At 62.5% G+C, this 19,517-nt stretch carries 16 protein-coding genes and 2 pseudogenes; 6 read left to right on the plus strand and 12 right to left on the minus strand.

The window, feature by feature from the left end:
• The first annotated feature begins 116 nt into the window (after positions 1-116).
• Both gap and B9Z48_RS02720 read left to right on the plus strand, forming a co-directional pair.
• Positions 117-1,124 carry a type I glyceraldehyde-3-phosphate dehydrogenase gene (gene gap / locus B9Z48_RS02715; RefSeq protein ID WP_108377040.1) on the plus strand — a complete coding sequence of 336 codons (1,008 nt, stop codon included), beginning with the start codon at positions 117-119 and terminating at the stop codon, positions 1,122-1,124.
• 122 nt (positions 1,125-1,246) lie between these two features.
• Positions 1,247-1,402: pseudogene (locus B9Z48_RS02720) on the plus strand (type I glyceraldehyde-3-phosphate dehydrogenase); the annotation flags it as partial.
• 208 nt (positions 1,403-1,610) lie between these two features.
• On the opposite strand, the pseudogene B9Z48_RS02725 reads toward B9Z48_RS02720, so the two are convergent.
• A pseudogene (locus tag B9Z48_RS02725) lies at positions 1,611-1,748 on the minus strand (GMC oxidoreductase); the annotation flags it as partial.
• A gap of 438 nt (positions 1,749-2,186) precedes the next feature.
• On the opposite strand from B9Z48_RS02725, the gene B9Z48_RS02730 reads away from it, so the two are divergent.
• On the plus strand, positions 2,187-3,341 hold the full coding sequence (locus B9Z48_RS02730; RefSeq protein WP_108377041.1) for an alkane 1-monooxygenase: 1,155 nt from the start codon (positions 2,187-2,189) through the stop codon (positions 3,339-3,341).
• Between the two features lie 408 nt (positions 3,342-3,749).
• Here the strand turns inward: B9Z48_RS02730 and hutG are convergent, their stop codons facing one another.
• From hutG to B9Z48_RS02785, 11 genes are all read right to left on the minus strand, one after another.
• Positions 3,750-4,562 carry an N-formylglutamate deformylase gene (hutG, locus tag B9Z48_RS02735; RefSeq protein WP_108377042.1) on the minus strand — a complete coding sequence of 271 codons (813 nt, stop codon included), beginning with the start codon at positions 4,560-4,562 and terminating at the stop codon, positions 3,750-3,752.
• A complete protein-coding gene (gene hutI / locus B9Z48_RS02740) occupies positions 4,559-5,881 on the minus strand; it encodes an imidazolonepropionase (RefSeq protein WP_108377043.1) in 1,323 nt (440 codons plus the stop codon). The genes hutG and hutI overlap by 4 nt, the downstream gene beginning before the upstream one ends.
• A 164-nt stretch (positions 5,882-6,045) precedes the next feature.
• A complete protein-coding gene (gene hutU / locus B9Z48_RS02745) occupies positions 6,046-7,743 on the minus strand; it encodes a urocanate hydratase (protein ID WP_108377044.1) in 1,698 nt (565 codons plus the stop codon).
• A gap of 41 nt (positions 7,744-7,784) precedes the next feature.
• The gene (hutH, locus tag B9Z48_RS02750; protein WP_233260998.1) at positions 7,785-9,350 is read right to left on the minus strand and encodes a histidine ammonia-lyase; all 1,566 of its coding nucleotides are present in this window, start codon (positions 9,348-9,350) and stop codon (positions 7,785-7,787) included.
• Positions 9,351-9,557: 207 nt separating this feature from the next.
• On the minus strand, positions 9,558-10,397 hold the full coding sequence (gene hutC, locus B9Z48_RS02755; RefSeq protein WP_108377045.1) for a histidine utilization repressor: 840 nt from the start codon (positions 10,395-10,397) through the stop codon (positions 9,558-9,560).
• A gap of 36 nt (positions 10,398-10,433) precedes the next feature.
• Positions 10,434-11,216 (minus strand): ABC transporter ATP-binding protein, encoded by a 783-nt coding sequence (locus B9Z48_RS02760; RefSeq protein ID WP_108377046.1) that lies wholly within the window; start codon positions 11,214-11,216, stop codon positions 10,434-10,436.
• A complete protein-coding gene (locus B9Z48_RS02765; protein WP_108377047.1) occupies positions 11,213-12,046 on the minus strand; it encodes an ABC transporter permease in 834 nt (277 codons plus the stop codon). The genes B9Z48_RS02760 and B9Z48_RS02765 overlap by 4 nt, the downstream gene beginning before the upstream one ends.
• 4 nt (positions 12,047-12,050) lie before the next feature.
• Positions 12,051-13,016, minus strand: coding sequence for an ABC transporter substrate-binding protein (locus B9Z48_RS02770; RefSeq protein WP_108377048.1), 966 nt, complete (start codon positions 13,014-13,016; stop codon positions 12,051-12,053).
• Positions 13,017-13,454: 438 nt separating this feature from the next.
• Complete coding sequence (locus B9Z48_RS02775) at positions 13,455-15,044, minus strand: GMC family oxidoreductase (protein ID WP_108377049.1); 1,590 nt, start codon at positions 15,042-15,044, stop codon at positions 13,455-13,457.
• An 81-nt stretch (positions 15,045-15,125) separates the two neighbouring features.
• Positions 15,126-15,926, minus strand: a complete 801-nt coding sequence (locus B9Z48_RS02780) for a class II aldolase/adducin family protein (protein WP_108377050.1) — start codon at positions 15,924-15,926, stop codon at positions 15,126-15,128.
• Between the two features lie 105 nt (positions 15,927-16,031).
• A complete protein-coding gene (locus tag B9Z48_RS02785; RefSeq protein ID WP_108377051.1) occupies positions 16,032-16,766 on the minus strand; it encodes a Crp/Fnr family transcriptional regulator in 735 nt (244 codons plus the stop codon).
• A 148-nt stretch (positions 16,767-16,914) separates the two neighbouring features.
• Here B9Z48_RS02785 and B9Z48_RS02790 point away from each other — a divergent pair, with 148 nt between their 5' ends.
• From B9Z48_RS02790 to B9Z48_RS02800, 3 genes are read left to right on the plus strand one after another with little or no spacing between them, the layout of a single operon-like run.
• Positions 16,915-17,919, plus strand: coding sequence for an ABC transporter substrate-binding protein (locus B9Z48_RS02790; protein WP_233260999.1), 1,005 nt, complete (start codon positions 16,915-16,917; stop codon positions 17,917-17,919).
• A gap of 34 nt (positions 17,920-17,953) precedes the next feature.
• Positions 17,954-18,754, plus strand: coding sequence for an ABC transporter ATP-binding protein (locus tag B9Z48_RS02795; RefSeq protein WP_108377052.1), 801 nt, complete (start codon positions 17,954-17,956; stop codon positions 18,752-18,754).
• Positions 18,744-19,499, plus strand: a complete 756-nt coding sequence (locus B9Z48_RS02800; protein WP_108377053.1) for an ABC transporter permease — start codon at positions 18,744-18,746, stop codon at positions 19,497-19,499. Before B9Z48_RS02795 ends, B9Z48_RS02800 begins: the two co-directional genes overlap by 11 nt.
• The last annotated feature ends 18 nt before the right edge of the window (positions 19,500-19,517 follow it).

The following is a 19,517-nucleotide window of genomic DNA, read 5'->3' on the forward strand; positions in this document are numbered from 1 at the left end:
GTCATTTGGCTTGACTAAGTGCACAAGACAGGTCCGGGGATCAGGCCCATGCAAGGGTTTTGATTTCAAATCCGGTTACGTAACGGTTTAGTAACTTATCTCCTGAGGCTCTCACCATGACCATCAAGCTGGGTATCAACGGATTTGGCCGCATCGGCCGTCTGGCTCTTCGCGCCGCCCTCAAACACGGCTACGACGACATCCAGATCGTCGGCATCAACGACCCCAAGCCGTCCGACTACCTGGCCTACATGCTCAAGTACGACAGCGTGCACGGCCGCTTTGACGGCACGGTGGACTTCACCGAAGACACCCTCATCGTCAACGGCAAAAAGATCAAGCTCTCGCACGAGCGCGACGCACACAACCTGCGCTGGGGCGAGATGGGCGTGCACACCGTGCTCGAATGCACCGGCCACTACCTGACCGAACCCACCAGCCAAATGCACCTGGCTGCGGGCGCCAAAAAGGTCGTGATCTCGGCCCCGTCCAAAGACAGCATCCCCATGTTCGTCTATGGTGTGAACCACAAAAAATACGCAGGCGAAGCCATCGTGTCGAATGCGTCATGCACCACCAACTGCCTGGCCCCCGTGGTCAAAGTGCTGCAAGACAAATGGGGCATCAAGCGCGGCCTGATGACCACCGTGCACGCCGCCACCGCCAGCCAAATGACCGTGGACGGCTCGTCCCGCAAAGACTGGCGCGGTGGCCGTGGCATCCTGGAAAACATCATCCCCAGCAGCACGGGTGCCGCCAAGGCCGTGGGCGTGGTCATCCCCGAAATCAAAGGCAAGATCACCGGCATGGCGTTTCGCGTGCCCACGTCAGATGTGTCGGTAATTGACCTGACCGTGGAGCTCAACAGCGACGCCAGCTACGCCGAAATCTGCGCCGAAATGAAAGCGCAAAGCGAAGGCACCCTCAAAGGCGTGCTGGGCTACACCGACGAAAAAGTGGTCTCCACCGACTTCCGTGGCGAATCCTGCGCCAGCGTGTTTGATGCCACGGCCGGCATTGCGCTGGACAAGAGCTTCGTCAAGATCGTGGCTTGGTACGACAACGAATGGGGCTACGCCAAGCAGTGCCTGGAGATGGTGCGGGTGGTGGCCAAGAAGAAGTGAGCTTGACCGCCCACATGAAAAAAGCGCCTTCGGGCGCTTTTTTCATGGCAATGGTTCTCTGCAGGAGCGCCCCCGCCGCGATCAGTCCTGAGTGAAACCTTGGCGGTGTTTGCCGCTGTGCGCTGTTCGTCTATGGCGTGATCCACAAAAAATACGCAGGCGAAGCCATCGTGTCGAATGCGTCATACACCACCAATTGCCTGGTCCCTGTGATCAAAGTGCTGCAAGACAAATGGGGCATCAAGCGCGGCCTGATGACCACCGTGCACGCCGCCACCAATGGGGCTACGCCAAGCAGTGCCTGGAGATGATGCGGGTGATGGCCAAGAAGAAGTGATTCGCGTCAGATCGGGCAGGTGCCTGCGGCTGACTCAACTGCCGCCGCCCCGCCAGGGCTCAGAGGCGCTTCGTTTTGCCACATCGCCCCGAGGGGGAAACGGCATCTGAGTCATGATGTTTCTGCTTAAAGCGCCTTCAGGCGCTTTTTCATGGGCGATTGCTGAGCAACCCATCCGCAGCCTTCTGCGCAAGCATGATCGTCGGCGCATTGGTGTTACTGCTGACAATGCGCGGCATGACCGAGGCGTCCACCACTCGCAGTCCCGGCATGCCGTGTACGCGCATCGGCCATTAGTACCGCGTACGGATGGTCATGCAGGTTCTCGCCCACGCGGGACAAGTCTCGCAGCACCTCGATGCCCAGGCTTTGCGAGACGATTTCAGGGCAGGCCATGAGCGCAGTGCTTGCGGGACAGAGGATTAAGGCACTGGTGGCGGGCGGACTGGCTTCGAGCAGGGCCATTTGCATGCTGGGGTCTTTGTTCAAGCGGATTGCCAACACACAACCGGCCGATCCGCCCCGACGATCACACCATCAAACTCCCTGAAATGCACCGTCCAAAATTTTGTAAAACCAATGCAGTCGCTGGGACCCGTTACGGCTGTCGTGCATGCGTCAAACCCGAGGGCGTCCAAGCCCTCACAATGGCCAAAAATTTTGGGAAACACTATGTTGTCTTTCATTGGTATCTTTGTCCCCGCTTGGCAGAACAGGTTGAACCGATGAACAGCCCAACCGTCGACTCCCGACAAGGTTGGCACGACAAACGCTGGTTGTGGTTGCTAAGCCCTTCGATACCGCTGGCGTTCACGGGCTCTTTGTTGGCCTTTGTCTGGAGCGGTCATTGGTGGTGCATGCTCCTGGCCCCAATGGTCATCCATGTCTTGTTGCCCATGCTCGACCGGGTGCTTGGCGAAGACTTCAGCAACCCACCCGAATCGGCGGTAGCGCAACTCGATCAGGATCAGTTTTACCGGGCCTTGGTGTGGGCCTATGTGCCTGCGCAATTCATCGGCACCGTGTTGGGCGCTTGGATCGCGGCCACTCAGCCGTTGGCCTGGTTGGGCTACGCCGCTTTGGTGTTGACGGTGGGGGCCATCAACGGCATTGGCATTGGCACCGCGCACGAGTTGGGCCACAAGAAAGAAACCCTGGACCGGTGGCTGTCCAAGCTCGCCTTGGCACCCAGTGCATACGGCCACTTTTTTGTAGAGCACAACCGAGGCCACCACAAACGCGTCGCCACCCCTGAAGACCCAGCCAGCGCCCGCATGGGCGAAAGCTTTTGGGCCTTTTTGCCACGCTCGGTGTGGGGCAGCTTGCAATCGGCCTGGGCGTTGGAAAAAGAACGTCTGAACAAACAAGGCCTCAGCGTTTGGCACCGCCAAAACCACAACCTGCAGTCCTGGGGTCTGACGCTGCTCTTGTTTGGAGGACTGGGGGTGTGGCTGGGCTGGACGGTGTGGCCGTTTTTGGTCTTGCAGGCGGTGTATGCCGCATCCATGCTGGAGGTGGTGAACTACGTGGAGCATTACGGCTTGCTGCGCCAGCGCGACGCGTCTGGCCGGTATGTGCGCTGCGAGCCCGAGCATTCATGGAACAGCAACCACCTGGTGGGCAATCTGGTGTTGTACCAGCTGCAAAGGCACTCTGACCACCACGCCCACCCCAGTCGCCGCTACCAGGCGCTGCGGCATTTTGCCTCGGCACCCCAACTGCCGGCGGGTTACGCCACCATGATTTCGGTGGCTTATTGCCCGCCCCTGTGGTTTGCGTGGATGGACGAACGTGTGATGGCCCATTACGGCGGCGACCTGAGCTTGGTGAATGTGCAAGCGTCGGCCCGGCAGAGACTCTTGCGGCGCTGGGCTTGTTGATCTCACCCTCGGGGCGATGGGGGTGTGGTCTGCGAGGGTGATCGCGACGGGGGCGTCGCTCCTACGGGGGGAGTGCCCTGTGTTTTGTGGGAGCCCCGCCCTCGGGGCGATGGTTGGTGGTCTGCGAGGGTGATCGCGACGGGGGCGTCGCTCCTACGGGGAGAGTGCCCTGCATTTTGTGGGAGCCCCGCCCTCGGGGCGATGGGTGTGGTCTGCGAGGCGTGATCGCGACGGGGGCGTCGCTCCTACGGGGGGAGTGCCCTGTGTTTTGTGGGAGCCCCGCCCTCGGGGCGATGGGGGTGGTCTGCGAGGCTTGATCGCGGCGAGGGCGTTGTGCCTACAAAAGAGGGGTCATGCCAAAACAGCGGATTGGGGCGATCAACGCGCTGCCCGGGTGTGGGTCCGGCCTCAGGTTTCCACAAACGCCAGAACGGCCTCCAGCATGCGCTGCACATGGGGTTGTACGCCTGCGGCCACCTCGGGCAAATAGTCGAACGGCCAGCTTTCTTGCATGTAGCTGCATTGCGTCATTTCCAGCTGCACCGCGTGAATGCCTTGTGCCGGGTTGCCGTACTGGCGCGTGATGTGCCCGCCCTTGAAGCGGCCGTTGAGCACCGCCGTGTAGCCCGGTGCTGATTGGCCAATGGCCAGCAGTTGCTCGGCCAATGCCGGGTCGCAGCTGGCACCGTTGGCGGTGCCGAGGTTCAGGTCGGTCAAGCAGCCTTCAAAAAATCGCGGCAACACCGAGCGGATGGAGTGCGCGTCCCACAAGGCGGCGACGCCATGTTGGGCTTTGATGCGGGCCAGCTCTTGCGCCAGTTGCGCGTGATAGGGCTGCCAGACGGCTTCGCGCCGCGCGGCAATCTCGGCCTCGCCCGGCACATCGCTCGGGTCGCGGTACAGCGGCTGGTCGTCGAACAAGTCCACCGGGCACAGGCCCGTCACGCTTTGCCCAGGGTACAGGCTCGCGCCGTCTGGCGGGCGGTTGAGGTCGATCACAAAGCGCGAATGCGTGGCCACCAGCACCGAGGCCCCCAGCGCGTCGGCAAAGTCGTACAGGCGCTCCAGATGCCAGTCGGTGTCGGGCACGCGCTGGGCTTCGTCGGTCAGGCGTGCGGCCAATGCGGGCGGCACATGCGTGCCCACATGCGGCATGGAAATCAGCAAAGGGCGTGTGCCTTGGCGAAAGCGAAAAGGGGGTTCGGTGGTCTGAAAAGTCATGCTTGATGAGGTGACAAGGGTGAATGTTCGGGCAAGGAATCCAAGTGCTGCAAGGCCATGCCATCGACCGCCAAACGGCCTTGGCGCACGACGCTGCAGGCCGGGCGTTGGCCCAGCCAATAGGCGAGTTCTGCCACATCGCCCAAAGGCCACAGCACAAAATTGGCAGGGTACCCGGCTGCAATGCGGCCATGCGTGGCCTGAAGACCCAGCGCCTGCGCCGCATGGCGCGTCACGCCCGCCAAGGCCTCGGGCACTGTGAGGCGAAACAAGGTGCAGGCCATGTTGACCATGAGCAGCAAACTCAAAGCAGGCGAGGTGCCCGGGTTGTGGTCGGTGGACACGGCCATGGGCACGCCAGCAGCACGCAGCGCCGCAATGGGCGGCATGTGCGTGTCACGCAGGGTGAAGTAAGCGCCCGGCAAGAGCACCGCCACCGTGCCCGCTTGCTGCATGGCGGAGATGCCTTCGGCGCTCAGGTGTTCGATGTGGTCACACGACAGCGCCCCGAAACGTGCCGCCAGCGCCGAGCCGCCCATGTCCGACAGTTGCTCAGCGTGCAGCTTGACCGGCAAGCCCAGCGCTTGCGCCGCCTGGAAGACTTGCTCGGTCTGCGCCAGCGTGAAGCCAATGGTTTCGCAAAACACATCCACGGCGTCCACCAGGCCTTCGGCAGCGAGCGCCGGCATCATCTCTTCACACACCAGACGGATGTAGTCGTCGCTGCGCCCGGCGTATTCAGGTGGCAACGCATGGGCCCCCAAAAACGTGGTGCGCACCGTGACGCCAAACACCTCGCCCAGCCGCCGGGCCACACGCAGCTGTTTGCGTTCGTCCTCCAGCCTCAGGCCATACCCCGATTTGATCTCGATGGCGCACACACCTTCGGCGAGCAAAGCCTGCAAACGCGGCACGGCCGCGTCGAACAAGTCGTCTTCGCTGAGAGCGCGAGTGGCCTTGACGCTGGACACAATGCCGCCCCCGGCACGCGCCACCTCTTCGTAACTGGCACCCGCCAAGCGCATGGCAAATTCATTGGCACGCTGCCCGCCGTACACCAGGTGCGTGTGGCAGTCGATCAGGCCCGGCGTGACCCAGGCGCCTTGGCCGTCGTGTGAGGGCAGTGGCCGGTAAGTGTCTGGCAAATCGGCGTGCGCACCCACCCAGGCGATGGCCCCTTGTTCGACCACGATGGCAGCATCGGGCACGCTCAAAGCACCTGCTCCCAAGGCTTCGGGGGCCAGGTGCAGGTGGTGCCAAACGCCGTCGGCGCTGGGCATGGCGGGTGAATCGGGCAGATCGAATCGGTTCAAGGTCATGGTGATTTCAAAATAGGCTTGGACACGGACCTGGTTTTTTGCAGGCACGGTGACCTGCCGCTATCGCCCCGAGGGCGGGGCTCCTACATTTTTTGCAGGCGTGGTGACCTGCCGCCATCGCTCCGAGGGCGGGGCTCCTGCATCACATCGGGTCGCTGTGCACATCACTTGATCATGGGCAGCTTGAGCCCCTGCTTTTTGGCGGTGGCCACAGCCAGCTCGTAACCCGCATCGGCGTGGCGCATCACGCCTGAGGCACTGTCGTTGACCAGCACACGCGCCAGGCGCTCGGCCGCTGCGTCGGTGCCGTCGGCCACGATGACCATGCCCGAGTGTTGTGAATAGCCCATGCCCACGCCGCCGCCGTGGTGCAGGCTGACCCAGCTGGCGCCGCCTGCGGTGTTGAGCAAGGCGTTCAGCAGCGGCCAGTCGCTCACGGCGTCGGTGCCGTCTTTCATGGCTTCGGTCTCGCGGTTGGGGCTGGCCACCGAGCCGGTGTCCAGGTGGTCGCGGCCGATCACGATGGGGGCTTTGAGTTCGCCCGTGCGCACCATCTCGTTGAAGGCCAGACCGGCCAGGTGCCGCTCGCCCAAGCCCAGCCAGCAAATGCGTGCAGGCAGGCCCTGAAAGCTGATGCGTTCACGCGCCATGTCGAGCCAGCGGTGGGTGTGCGTGTTGTTCGGGAACAGTTCCTTGATCTTGGCATCGGTTTTGTAGATGTCTTCGGGGTCACCCGACAAGGCCACCCAGCGGAACGGACCCTTGCCTTCGCAGAACATGGGGCGGATGTAGGCGGGCACAAAGCCAGGGAAATCAAAGGCGTTGCTCACGCCATGGTCAAAGGCCACCTGGCGGATGTTGTTGCCGTAGTCCACCGTGGGGATGCCCATGGTCTGGAAGTCCAGCATGGCTTGCACCTGGGTGGCGCAGCCTTGGGATGCATCGGCCTTCAGGCGGGCGTGTTGTGCAGGGTCGTGTTGGGCGTCTTTCCACTGCGCCACGGTCCAGCCCGGTGGCAAGTAACCGTTGATCAGGTCGTGCGCCGAAGTCTGGTCGGTCACCAGGTCGGGGCGCATGCCACCGGCTTGGGCGCGGCGCACCAGCTCGGGCAAGATCTCAGCCGCGTTGCCCAACAGGGCAATCGAGATCGCCTCTTTGGCGGCGGTGTGGTGTGCGATCAGGGCCAGGGCATCGTCCAGGTCTTTGGCCTGCTTGTCCACATAGCGGGTGCGCAAACGGAAGTCGATGCTGCTTTGCTGGCATTCGATGTTGAGCGAACAGGCCCCGGCCAGTGTGGCCGCCAAGGGCTGCGCGCCGCCCATGCCGCCCAGACCGGCCGTCAAAATCCAGCGGCCGGTCCAGCTGTTGTTGTAATGCTGCCGACCGGCTTCCACAAAGGTCTCGAACGTGCCCTGCACGATACCTTGGGTGCCGATGTAAATCCACGAGCCAGCGGTCATCTGCCCGTACATGAACAGGCCCTTGCGGTCGAGTTCGTTGAAGTGCTCCCAATTGGCCCACTTGGGCACCAGGTTGGAGTTGGCGATCAGCACACGCGGTGCGTTGGCGTGTGTTTTGAACACGCCCACCGGTTTGCCCGATTGAATCAGCAAGGACTCGTCTTCGTTCAGGTCTTTGAGCGAGGCCAGGATCTGGTCAAAGCAGGCCCAGTCGCGGGCGGCGCGGCCAATGCCGCCATACACCACCAGGCTTTGCGGGTTCTCGGCCACTTCGGCGTCCAGGTTGTTCTGGACCATGCGGTAGGCGGCTTCGGTGACCCAGTTTTTGCAAGTGAGCGTGCTGCCACGCGGCGCACGCACCACGCGGGTCGGGTCGAGGCGGGGGTCGATGGAGGGGGTCATGGGGTCTCCTTGAGGGTGAGCAATGGATACATAAAAGGCGTTCAGCGCAGGCCGGGCAAATCAAGGCCCGAGCCGCTTTGCAGCAGGGCACCGCTTTTGACCATGTCGATGGCCGCTTGCATGTCGGGCTGGATGTGGCGGTCGTCGCTCAGATGCGCCACGCGTGTGCGCAGCAAAGCCATGGCGCTGGCCAAGGGCGCACTGGTGTGCAGCGGTGCATGAAAGTCACAGCCCTGGGCCGCGGCCATCCACTCGATGCCGATCACCGCCATGGCGTTGTCGGCCATGGGCAGCAGGCGGCGTGCACCGTGTGCGGCCATGGACACATGGTCTTCCTGGTTAGCCGAGGTCGGGATGGAGTCGACACTGGCCGGGTAGGCGCGTTGTTTGTTTTCAGACACCAAGGCGGCTGCGGTGACCTGCGGGATCATGAAGCCCGAATTGAGCCCTGGCTTGGGTGTGAGGAATGCGGGCAGCCCCGACAGCGCCGGGTCCACCAGCATGGCGATGCGGCGCTCGGCCAGCGAGCCGATTTCGCAAATGGCCATGGCGATCATGTCGGCGGCAAAGGCCACCGGCTCGGCGTGGAAGTTGCCGCCCGACAACGATTCGTCGGTGTCGCTGAAGATCAGCGGGTTGTCGGACACGCCGTTGGCCTCGGTCTCCAGCAACTGGGCGGCGTTGTGCAGCACATCAAAACACGCGCCCATGACCTGCGGCTGGCAGCGCAGGCAATACGGGTCTTGCACGCGTTCGTCGCCTTGCAGGTGCGAGGCGCGGATGGCGCTGCCGCTGAGCAACTGGCGCAAAGCCTCGGCGGTGGCGATCTGCCCCCGGTGCTTGCGCAGGCGGTGGATGCGGGCATCAAAAGGCGCGTCCGATCCCTTGGCTGCATCGGTGGCCAAAGCACCCGTGAGCAGCGCCGACTGGAACAGGCGCTCGGCTTCAAACAAACCGGCCAGTGCGTTGGCGGTGGAAAACTGGGTGCCGTTGAGCAGGGCCAGCCCTTCCTTGGGCCCCAGCGTCACCGGGGCCAGGCCCACGCTGGCCAGCGCCTGTTCGGCCGGCATGCGGCCTTGGGGCGTGTCGGCATCACCCACGCCGATCATCACGGCGGTCATGTGCGCCAGCGGGGCCAGATCGCCCGAGGCCCCAACCGAGCCTTGCCCTGGCACCACCGGGATGATGCCTTGGGTCAGCATGGCTTCGAGCAAGGCCAGTGTGGCCGGGCGAATGCCCGAAGCGCCTTGGGCCAGACTGGCGATTTTGAGCGCCATCATCAAACGCGTGATGGCCACCGGCGTGGCATCGCCCACACCTGCCGCGTGCGAGAGCACGATGTTGCGTTGCAGGGTTTCCAGGTCTTCGGCCGGAATGCGCACGCTGGCCAGCTTGCCAAAGCCGGTGTTGATGCCATACACCGGCTCGCCCTTGGCCACGATGCGGGCCACGCTGTCCGCACTGGCTTGAATCGCCGTGGCACAAGCCGTGTCCAGCACGGGCGTAGCGCCCCGGTAAATGGCGCACCAATCGGCCAAAGGCACCTGGCCGGGAATCAGTTTCAAAAATGGAGGCGTCATGTACTGGGTGCTGAGGGGATGGGTCATGACCGGCTTATTCAGCCGGCCTGTTGAAGTCGTGAGCGAAAGGCCTGTCGCAGGTGTGTTGGTGTAGGAGCCCACCCCGTGGGCGATGGGCGTGGCACACGCCCCTGAAACCATCGCCCACAAGGGGGGCTCCTACAGGAGAGGCAGCACGCGTGAAACGGAGGAAAGAACTGGCAAACATCATGGGCCTTCAGTTTCGTGCAGGCATCAGGTCGATATCGGGTTGCCACTGGCGCTGTACCGGCTGCCCAGCCGGTAGCGGCTGGCCGGGTGCAGGCAGCGCACCAGGGTCACCGGCACGCCTTGCGTCCAGGTGCGGCGCGTGAGCAACAAGCAAGGCTCGGCCGCGTCCATCTGCAGGCGCTGCGCTTGCTCGGGCGTGGGCAGCACCGCATCGACCACATGTTCGATTTCGTCAAAGGGCACGGTGCGCACCAAAAACTCGGACGGCTGCTGCTGCGTGAAATCTTGCTGCGCAAAGTCGGGCACCACCTGCGGGTTGACAAAGCGGTCTTCCAGCTGAATGGGCACACCATCTTCCAGGTGCACACACACCGAATGGAACACCGACTCGCCGGTGCGCACATTCAGGGCGGCGGCCACTTCCAAGGTGGCCGCCACACGTTCGACCACCAGCATTTGGCAGGCGTAGTCGTGGCCGCGTTGGCGGATTTCACTGGCCAGGTTGACGATTTGCAGCAAGTTGGCCTGTGGTTTTTGTTCGGCCACAAAACTGCCCACACCGGCCACGCGCACGATGCGCCCCTGCGTCACCAACTCGCGCAAGGCCCGGTTGACGGTCATGCGCGAGATGCCAAACTGCGCCACCAGTTCGTGCTCGGACGGCAGGCGATCCCCCGGACGCAGGGTGCCGTCCTGTATCTGACGGGCAATGTGGTCCTTGACCTGCTGGAACAAGGCCACTTCGCCCGAGGCCAGCCGCGCCGCACGCGCTTTGTGCGGGCGGTGGGCGGTGGCCTTTTCGTTGGCCTTGTCAGTCGCCGTGTTTGCGGCCAACTGGGCGGGAGAAGGATCCAGGCGGGTCATGAAGGGCGTCGGTTTCAAAGCAGCGCGAAAGCCGACTCAGTGCAGATCGGTGGCCATGGCTTCGGCACGAATTTCTTCGGTCAGCCGCGCCTTGAGGGCCATGAACTCGGGCGAGGTCTTGATCGTGTAATGCCGGGGGTGCGGAAAATCCACCGCCAGCTCGGTCTTGATGCGGCCAGGCCGGGCGCTGAACACCGCCACGCGGTTGGCCATGAAGATGGCTTCGTCGATGTCATGCGTGACGAACAACACGGTTTTTTGGGCGGATTCCCAAATGCCCAAGAGCAGCTCTTGCATCAGCACGCGGGTCTGGTTGTCCAGTGCACCAAAGGGCTCGTCGAGCAACAAAATTTTGGGGTCGTTGGCCAGCGCCCGTGCAATCGCCGTGCGCTGCTGCATGCCGCCCGACAGCTGCTTGGGAAAGTGCTGCTCAAAACCGCGCAAGCCCACTTTGGCGATGAAGTAGTCGGCACGTTCCTTTTGCTCACGCTCGGGCATGCCGCGTTCGCGCAGGCCAAAGCGGATGTTTTGCTCGATGGTCAGCCACGGAAACAGCGTGTAGCTCTGGAACACCATGCCCCGGTCGGCCCCTGGGCCTTGCACCGGTGCACCGTCCAGCAGCACCTGCCCGGTGGTGGGCTGGTCCAGGCCCGCCACAATGCGCAACAAGGTCGACTTGCCGCAGCCCGATGGCCCGAGGATGGTGACGAAATCGTTTTCGCGCACCTCAAAATCCACCGGCGTCAGGGCCTGGGTTGTTTGGCCTTTGGGCGAAACGAAGACGCGCGAGACGCCTTGAATGGACAGTTGGCTGCTCACAGTGAACTCCAGGCAAACAGGCGGCGGTTGAGCGCCTTGAACGCAAAGTCAGACACCAGCCCGATCAGGCCAATGACGATGATGCCGAAGATGATCTGGCCCGTATTCAAGAGCGCCTGGCTGTCGGTGATCATGTGGCCAATGCCCGAGGACGAGCCGATCAACTCGGCCACGATCACATAGGTCCAGGCCCAGCCCAGCACCAGTCGCAAAATTTCAGCAATCTCAGGCGCAGCACCCGGAATCAGCACGCGCTTGACAATGCCCGACGGATTGGCCCCCAAGGTGTAGGCGGCTTCGACCAGGTCACGCCGCGCCGCGCCCACACACACCGCCACCATCAACACGATCTGGAAGACCGAGCCGATGAAGATGACCAGCACTTTTTGCAGCTCGCCAATGCCGGCCCACAAGATCAGCAGGGGAATGAAAGCCGAGGCGGGCAAATAGCGGCAAAAGGACACAAAGGGTTCCAGAAAAGCCTCCACCCCTTTGTGCGCCCCCATGGCAATGCCCAGCGGCACGGCGATCAGGCTGGCCAAAATGAAGCCGGCCAGAACGCGCCAGATGGTCATGGCGATGTCGTGGGCAAAGTTGAACTCGGTGAACAAGAGGATGGCCTCTTGCACCATGGTCACCGGGCTGGCCAAAAAGGTGGGCGACACATAACCGCCCAGCGTGAAAAACGCCCAGACGGCAAAGAACAGGATGAAAAAGCCAATGCCCAGCACCCACCGCGACTGCGCACGCACCGGCTCCAGCGGAGCCAGTGCGCGGCGGCGTGGCCGCACGGTGGTCGGGCGTGTCGAAGTCGGGTGTGTGGTGGCCATGGCTTTACTTGATGAAGCTGGTGTCAAACATGGCGTTGAAGTCGGTCGGTGCCCTGCGGATCACACCGGCCTCCAGCAAGATGGTGGCAGCGTCTTTCATGAAGCTTTGCAGCTCGCCTGCAAAAAACTTCTGGTTGGCGGCTTTGTCTTGCCAGCGCAGGAAAGCTGAGGATTTGGCAAAGGCCTCGCCGGTTTGTTTGACGGCCGCGCCCATGATCTCGTTGGACTTGGCCGGGTCGGCCTTGATCATCTCCAGCGCGTCAAAGTAGGCATTGGCCAGGCTTTGTGCGGCCTTGGGGTTGGCCTTGAGCCACTCGGGGGCGCAGCCCACGGTGTCCATGACCATGGGGTAGTCGAGTGTGGTGGCCAAAATCTTGCCTGCCTGTGGGTTGGCGCGCACGGTGGACAGGTAGGGCTCGTAGGTCATGGCGGCGTCGTTTTGACCGGCCACAAAGGACTGTGCGGCTGCCTGGGGTGACAAGGTGCTGAGCTTGACGTCTTTCAGGCTCATGCCGTTTTTGCTCAGCATCCAGGCCAGGCCAAAGAAAGGCGCGGTGCCGGGGGCGTCCACACCAATGGTCTTGCCCTTGAGGTCGGCAAAGTTGTTGATGTTGCCGCGCACCGCGATGCCGTCTGCACCAAAGGACTTGTCCATCTGGAAAATCTGAACGATGGGCACACCATTGGTGTTCCAGGCCACATGCGTTTCCACTGTGGTGGCCGCGCACTGAATGGCCTTGGAAGCCAGGGCCAGGTGGCGGTCTTTCTGGGGGATCATTTTCAGCTCCACATCCAGGCCGTGTTTCTTGAACAAACCGGCCTTGTCGGCCAGGGTCAGCGGGGCAAAGCCGGTCCAGCCGGACATGCCCAAAGCGAGCTTGACCTCTTGGGCTTGCGTTGAAAAGGCCAGGGTGGCCGCGGTCGCACCGGCCAAGAGCAGCGAGGCGAATTTGACGTTTGACTTGCGCATGAAGGAACTCCTTGTTGTTGATCAAGCCTGCACTTCAGATGCCGCAAATCGGCACCTGAACGCAGGCACACAGCCATCACCGACACCCCATCAAACCTGTATAGACAGGATGGGTCCAAAAAAAATGCTGTTCGCGTGCAGGACACAACATCTTTCCCAACATTCGCACCAGCACTGTGCATCATGAGCCCAGACGCCCCAAAGGGTATCGGGAATTGCACCATCTTGCTGTCTATACAAATAGGTGTTATGGATGACCTTGAAGCACAGCAAGGCGCGTGCCAAGCCAGGTCTGCCAGCAGTTGTGTGGTTGCTTTGACCAGGCAGGAGCGACGCCCCCGTCGCGATAAGCCCCGCAGACCACCACCCATCCCCCCGAGGGCGGGGCTCCCACAAAAACCACCATGGCCCACAGCAGGAGTCGCCCCCCTGCGCGGATCAGACGGCCGCCGCCTTGATCAGGTCCGCAGCTTTTTCGGCCAGCATGATGGTGGGCGCGTTGGTGTTGCCGCTGGGCACGCAGGGCATGACCGAGGCGTCGACCACGCGCAAACCGGGCACGCCGTGCACGCGCAGCTGGGCATCGACCACCGCCAGGGGGTCTGAGCCCATGCGGCAGGTGCCCACGGGGTGGTAGATGGTGTCGGCGTTTTCACGAATCCACTGGGACAGCTGTGCATCGTTGTGCAAACTGGCCGATGCCCGCGATTCCCGGCCATAAGCGCTCAGGGCGGGTGCTTGCAAGATGCGCCGGGCTTGGCGCACGCCTGCGATCATTTGTGCCATGTCGTCGGCATGGGTGAGGAAGCGGGGATCGATCAAGGGCGAGGCGTTGGCATCGGTGCTGGCCAAGCGCACGGTGCCCCGGCTTTGGGGTTGCAGCAAGCACACATGCAGCGAAAAACCGTGGCCCCAACTGGGCGTGCGGCCGTGGTTGACCAGCTTGCCCACCACAAAATGCAGCTGAATGTCGGGTCGGGCTTGTTCGGGTGAGCTTTTAAAAAAGCCGCCCGCCTCGGCAAAATTGGTGGTCAACAGGCCTTTTCGCTGCTGACGCCACTGCCACATGCCTTGCAGAAGGTGCCAGGCCCCCATGGGCGAGACCCCAAACAATTCGGTGTGCGGCGCATCGGCCACCAGCACCACATCGGGGTGGTCGTGCAGGTTTTCGCCCACACCTGGCAAATCGCACTGCGTGGCCACGCCCATGGCCTGCAGGTGGGCCCCCGGGCCGAGTCCAGAGCGCATCAACAAGGCCGGGGACTGAAAAGCCCCCCCACTGACAATGATCTCGCGCCGCGCCCTCAAGCTGCGCTGGCTGCCGCCTTGCAGCACCTGCACTTGCCGGGCCACACCACCTTCGAGCACGATGCGCTGCGCGGTCACACCGGTCATCACCTGCAAATTGGGGCGCTGGCGGTGGGGGGTGAGGTAGGCCTTGGCCGCACTGAAACGTTCCCCGTTTTTGTGTGTCACCTGGTAGAGCCCCACGCCGTCTTGCCTGGCCCCGTTGAAGTCGGGGTTGTGCGCCCAGCCAGCCTGCACACCGGCCTCGACAAAGCGTTTGGAAAAAACGTTGGGGCTTTGCAGTTCGGCCACATTCAGGGGGCCGTTTTGCCCATGCCAGTCATCGCTCAGGCGCTCGTTGTGCTCGGCTTTTCGAAAGTAGGGCAACACATCGGCCCAGCCCCAGCCGGGGTTGCCCATGGCCGCCCAGCGGTCGTAGTCGGCATGCTGGCCTCGGATGTAAACCATCGCGTTGGTGGAGCTGGAGCCACCCAAGGTGCGCCCCCGGGGCTGGTAACCGGTGCGGCCCAGCAAGCCTTCTTGGGGCACGGTGCTCAAGGGCTGGGACACGCTGTTGATCAAGGGCATGGCCGCAATGCCGGCCGGGCAATGGATGAGCGGGCTGGTGTCGGGTGGCCCCGCTTCGAGCAAAGCCACCGTGACCGACGGGTCTTCACTCAGGCGTGCCGCCAGCACACAACCGGCCGAGCCCGCACCGACCACGATGTAGTCAAATTCCATGTGGATTCTCTCCCTGAAAATGGTTGTTTTTGTAGGGTCAGCTCGCTGGCAGGAGACCTCTTTGTGGGCCGTCTGTCACAGTCACGTCGCATAGCCGGGTGACACCTTGTCCGCCAAACGCAGCATGGCTGGCCATTCTTTCCAACCCAGCGGACTTCGTCCCTCGGGGTATTCCCGCAGTGCGGCTTTGTTGAAGCCCAATCTGCTGATTTGTTCGGCCACGCCTTCTGGGGGAAAGTTCAAGTCTTGCCCGCAGGCCATGGCGTCGAGTTGGGCCTGGCAGGCTTTTTCGAGGTGCCACATGCTGCTGAAGGCTTCGGCCACGGTGTAACCGACCACCAGCGTGCCGTGGTTGCGCAAGACCATGACCATTTTGTCGCCCAGGTCGCGGGCCAGTCGCTGGCGCTCGTCCAGTTGCACCGCCAGGCCCTCGGACTCGTGGTAAGCCACCTTGCCGTGGAACATCATGGCGTGCTGGCTCAATGGCAGCAGGCCGCACTTGAGCATCGAGATCGCCATGCCAGCACGGGTGTGCAGGTGCAGCACGCAATGGGCGTCGTCGCGTGCGGTGTGGATGGCGCTGTGGATCACAAAGCCGGCGCGGTGCACATCGTGCGGGCTGTCACCGACCTTCTGGCCATCGCTGTCGATCTTGACCAGGCTGGACGCGGTGATCTCGTCAAATGACCAGCCAAAGGGGTTGATCAAAAAGTGCTCTGTGCCGGGCACGCGCAGCGAAATGTGGGTGTAGATCAGGTCGGTCCAGCCGTGGTGGGCCACCAGCCGGTAGCAAGCGGCCAGGTCGATGCGGGCTTGCCACTCTTGGGGTGACATGTGTGGCGGTGCTGATGGGCGCTGGGCGAGCGCGGTGGCAGGGGTCATGGGGGTGTCACTCCGGTGAGGGTCATGGCTGAGCGGCTTGACCGACAGCTTGACTTTTCACTGTATCAGGGCGGGGCCAAACGGCTGCGCCTTGGGTGACGGCCGTCAGGACTTGGGGGCGTTGCGCAGCAACACGATGTTGCGGTAACCCAACCGGATCAGGCCTTGCTGCTGAAAATGCCGCAGTTGTTGGTTGACGCGTTGGCGCGAGGCCGAGGCCGCTTGCGCCAGGTCGGACTGGCTCACGCGCAGCATCAAGCCGTCAGCCACCTTCACACTGTTGAATTTGGCAATACGCTCCAGCGCAGCCCACACACGTTGCTCCAGGCTGTTCATGCCCTGGTCGGCCAAGGTGTCCAGCAGCTGGTTGATGCGCAAGCCCAAGATGCGCAGCAAATCCACCGCCACCACAGGGTCGCAGCTGATCAGATCGATCAAACGGGTGCGCTCGATGTGCAGCACCTGGGTCTGACCCACCGAGACCAAATCGGCTGGGTAAGTGGTCTCGGCAAACACAGAACTCAAACCCGATATTTCTCCGGGCAACATCCAGCGCAGCAATTGCTCTTCGCCTTCGGGCGTGGTCACGCTCACGCGCAAGCGCCCTGTGACCAGCAGCAAAGCGGTGGAGGTCGGTTGACCACGGCTGAGTACCACCTGCCCGTCGGTCCAGTTGCGCAGCACGCCCACGCTGTGCAGCGCTTGGGCTGAGCGGGGTGTGAGTGCGGCGTTTTCGGCCCAAGCCTGGTTGAAGACATCGGCATCGAGGGCTTGAAACACAGCGCTGCGCTTGCCGCTCTGTGGGGCTTTGGCTGCAGTCTGTTGGCGTGCCTGGGTCATGGTGAGTGAAGGTTTTGTCCGAATTTATTTTGAGTGCTTTCCCCTAAATTGTCACATCAGAAACAATTCGTCATCGCCATGGGGACTTAAATCGGGCATGCCGAGTTTGACGGTGATCAAGCCAGTACCCCAACCCCATGGAGACGACATGACCTTATCTGCCCCCGCCTTGCTGCGCACCGCCCTTGGTGCCCTTGCCCTGTCGCTGAGCGCCAACGCCATGGCGCAAACCCAGACCTTGCGCATCCAGGACTATCCAGGCCTGGGCAACATCATCACCCGTGTGGCGGCAGCCAACGGCTACTGCGAAAAAAACGGCCTCAAGTGCGAACTCAAGACCATTCCTGCAGGCCCCTTGGGCATCCAGACCCTGATGGCGGGCGACATTGACGTGGCCTTTGGCCCGGCCGAAGTGGTCATTCAGGCGGCCAACAAAGGTGCCGACCTCAAGATCATTGGCAACGCAGCGCGTGACAACATCTTCTTTTTGATGGCCGGTGCCCACACCGAAACCCCCAACGCCGCCAAGGGCTACCCCGCCGTGATGGCCGACCTGAAAGGCAAAAAGATTGGCGTCACCGCCCGTGGCTCCGGCGCTGAGTTCCAGTTGCTCGACCTGCTCAAGGGCGCTGGCCTGTCCGGCAGCGACGTGACCATCGTGCCCGTGGGCGCACCCAACACCGCCTTGCCCGCGATTGCCAACAAGCAAATCGACGCCGTGATGTTGTTCGCCCCCATGGACGGTTTCTGCGCTGCCATGAAGGTGTGCCGTGTTCTGGTGGACCCCCGCAAAGGCGAGGGGCCCAAAGAGATCACGCAGCTCAACGGGGCCTCTGGCCCGATGACAGTGCGTGGTGACTTTGCGCAAAAGAACAGCGCCACGCTGGACGCTTTTGCCAAGGCCATGCGCGAGTCCGAAGCCTTCATCCAAAACCCTGCCAACTTTGCGGCCGTGCTCAAGGTGATCAACGACACCTTCAAGATCGAAGGCCCTGCAGGCGCTGCGGCGGTCGAGGCTTCGCTGCGCAACTCGATTGGTGGCTCCCGCTTTGCGCTGGACCCCAAAGCCTTGCAGCATGCGGCCGATTACCTGCACAACACCAAGCAAATCGACAAGAACTTCGACACCAGCAAGATCTTGCAACTGCGCTGAACCGTTGCACCAAGCGACCTGACCCCCTGTTTGCATGAGCGGAGCACCTGAATTGAGCGCAACGTCCCTGGCCATCGCTGCCGATGGCGTGCACCTGAGCTTCGATGGCACCCAGCAGGTGTTGTCCGATGTCACGCTGCACGTCCGTCAAGGCGAATTTGTCTCTTTGGTCGGCCCCAGCGGCTGTGGCAAAACCACGCTGCTGAACCTGGCCGCCGGGCTGGTGGCACACACCGGCAAGGGCAGTTTGACCGTGGGTGGCCAAGCGCCACGCCAAGGCAACCCGCAGGTCGGCTACATGCTGGCCCGCGACAGCCTCATGCCCTGGAAAACCGCTTTGGGCAACGCCATGTTTGGCATGGAAGTGCGCGGTGTACCGCGTGCCCAGGCCGAAGAACGTGCCCGCGCCATGCTGCAAGAAGTCGGTCTGGCGGGTTTTGAAAACGCTTTGCCCAAGGCCCTCTCGCATGGCATGCGCCAGCGCGTGGCCCTGGCCCGCACCTTTGCCATGGGTTCGCCCCTGCTGCTGATGGACGAGCCTTTTGGGGCGCTGGATGCACAAACCAAGCTGCAACTCGAAGACCTGCTGCTGCGCCTGTGCCAGCAGTACAAACAATCGGTGCTGTTCGTCACACACGACCTGTCCGAAGCGGTGGCCGTGTCCGACCGTGTGGTGGTCATGACCTCGCGCCCAGGGCGCATCGTGGCCGACATCCCCATCGACCTGCCCCGCCCGCGCTCCATTCGCGAGCTGCAAAAAGACCCGCATTTCCACGAGCTGTATGCACAGCTGTGGTCGCACCTCGAATCTGGCTGGAGCAAACATGAAGGCTGACACACTGCGCTGGGGCGGTGCCCACATCGTGTTCATCACCGTCTTGTTGGCGCTGGGCGAGTGGCTCACCGTCAACCGCTGGCTGGACCCCACCTTTGTGGGCCAACCCAGTGGCGTCATCAAATTTTTGTGGGACAACATCGCCACGGGCAAGCTCTGGACCGACCTGGGCTGGACCATGGCGGGCACCCTGATTTCGTTTGCCTTGGGCAGCAGCGCGGCCCTGGCCGTGGGCTTGTTGTTTGTGGCTTTTCCGAAGGTGGAGAAATTTCTCGACCCCTACCTCAACGCCATGAACGTCATGCCCCGCATTGCGCTGGCACCGCTGTTCATTTTGTGGTTTGGCCTGGGTCTGGGCTCCAAGATCGCCGTGGGCTGCAGCTTGACCTTTTTCATCGTGTTGTCCAGCACGGTGGCCGGCATTCGCGGCGTGAGTCAAGACCACCTCACCCTGTGCAAAACGCTGGGTGCCAGCCCGGTGACCACCTTTTTTCAGGTCACCTTGCCCGGCGCGGTGCCGGTCATTTTTTCGGGCCTGCGCCTGGGTCTGATCTACGCCATGTTGGGTGTGATCGGTGCCGAGATCATCGCTTCCGAAAAAGGCCTGGGCCAGTCGCTGGCCTATCTGGGCTCGACATTTGAAGTCAATGGCGTGATGGCGCTGCTGCTGGTGCTGGCCCTCTTGGGCGTGGCCGTGGTGCGCACCATGACCTGGCTTGAAAAACGTTTGCTGCACTGGCAATGAGCCGGGCTGCTTTGACAC

Origin of the sequence: Limnohabitans sp. WS1 (assembly GCF_003063265.1) — a bacterium.
GTDB lineage: Bacteria > Pseudomonadota > Gammaproteobacteria > Burkholderiales > Burkholderiaceae_C > Limnohabitans_A.

Excerpts from the sequence above, each read along its gene's own strand:
- B9Z48_RS02775 (WP_108377049.1), bottom strand. The coding sequence starts at position 15,044 with ATGGAATTTGACTACATCGTGGTCGGTGCGGGCTCGGCCGGTTGTGTG.
- B9Z48_RS02800 (WP_108377053.1), top strand. The coding sequence starts at position 18,744 with ATGAAGGCTGACACACTGCGCTGGGGCGGTGCCCACATCGTGTTCATC.
- B9Z48_RS02780 (WP_108377050.1), bottom strand. The coding sequence starts at position 15,926 with ATGACCCCTGCCACCGCGCTCGCCCAGCGCCCATCAGCACCGCCACAC.
- hutI (WP_108377043.1), bottom strand. The coding sequence starts at position 5,881 with ATGACCTTGAACCGATTCGATCTGCCCGATTCACCCGCCATGCCCAGC.
- B9Z48_RS02730 (WP_108377041.1), top strand. The coding sequence starts at position 2,187 with ATGAACAGCCCAACCGTCGACTCCCGACAAGGTTGGCACGACAAACGC.
- hutH (WP_233260998.1), bottom strand. The coding sequence starts at position 9,350 with ATGACCCATCCCCTCAGCACCCAGTACATGACGCCTCCATTTTTGAAA.
- hutU (WP_108377044.1), bottom strand. The coding sequence starts at position 7,743 with ATGACCCCCTCCATCGACCCCCGCCTCGACCCGACCCGCGTGGTGCGT.
- hutG (WP_108377042.1), bottom strand. The coding sequence starts at position 4,562 with ATGACTTTTCAGACCACCGAACCCCCTTTTCGCTTTCGCCAAGGCACA.
- hutC (WP_108377045.1), bottom strand. The coding sequence starts at position 10,397 with ATGACCCGCCTGGATCCTTCTCCCGCCCAGTTGGCCGCAAACACGGCG.
- B9Z48_RS02790 (WP_233260999.1), top strand. The coding sequence starts at position 16,915 with ATGACCTTATCTGCCCCCGCCTTGCTGCGCACCGCCCTTGGTGCCCTT.
- B9Z48_RS02785 (WP_108377051.1), bottom strand. The coding sequence starts at position 16,766 with ATGACCCAGGCACGCCAACAGACTGCAGCCAAAGCCCCACAGAGCGGC.
- B9Z48_RS02770 (WP_108377048.1), bottom strand. The coding sequence starts at position 13,016 with ATGCGCAAGTCAAACGTCAAATTCGCCTCGCTGCTCTTGGCCGGTGCG.
- B9Z48_RS02795 (WP_108377052.1), top strand. The coding sequence starts at position 17,954 with ATGAGCGGAGCACCTGAATTGAGCGCAACGTCCCTGGCCATCGCTGCC.
- gap (WP_108377040.1), top strand. The coding sequence starts at position 117 with ATGACCATCAAGCTGGGTATCAACGGATTTGGCCGCATCGGCCGTCTG.
- B9Z48_RS02765 (WP_108377047.1), bottom strand. The coding sequence starts at position 12,046 with ATGGCCACCACACACCCGACTTCGACACGCCCGACCACCGTGCGGCCA.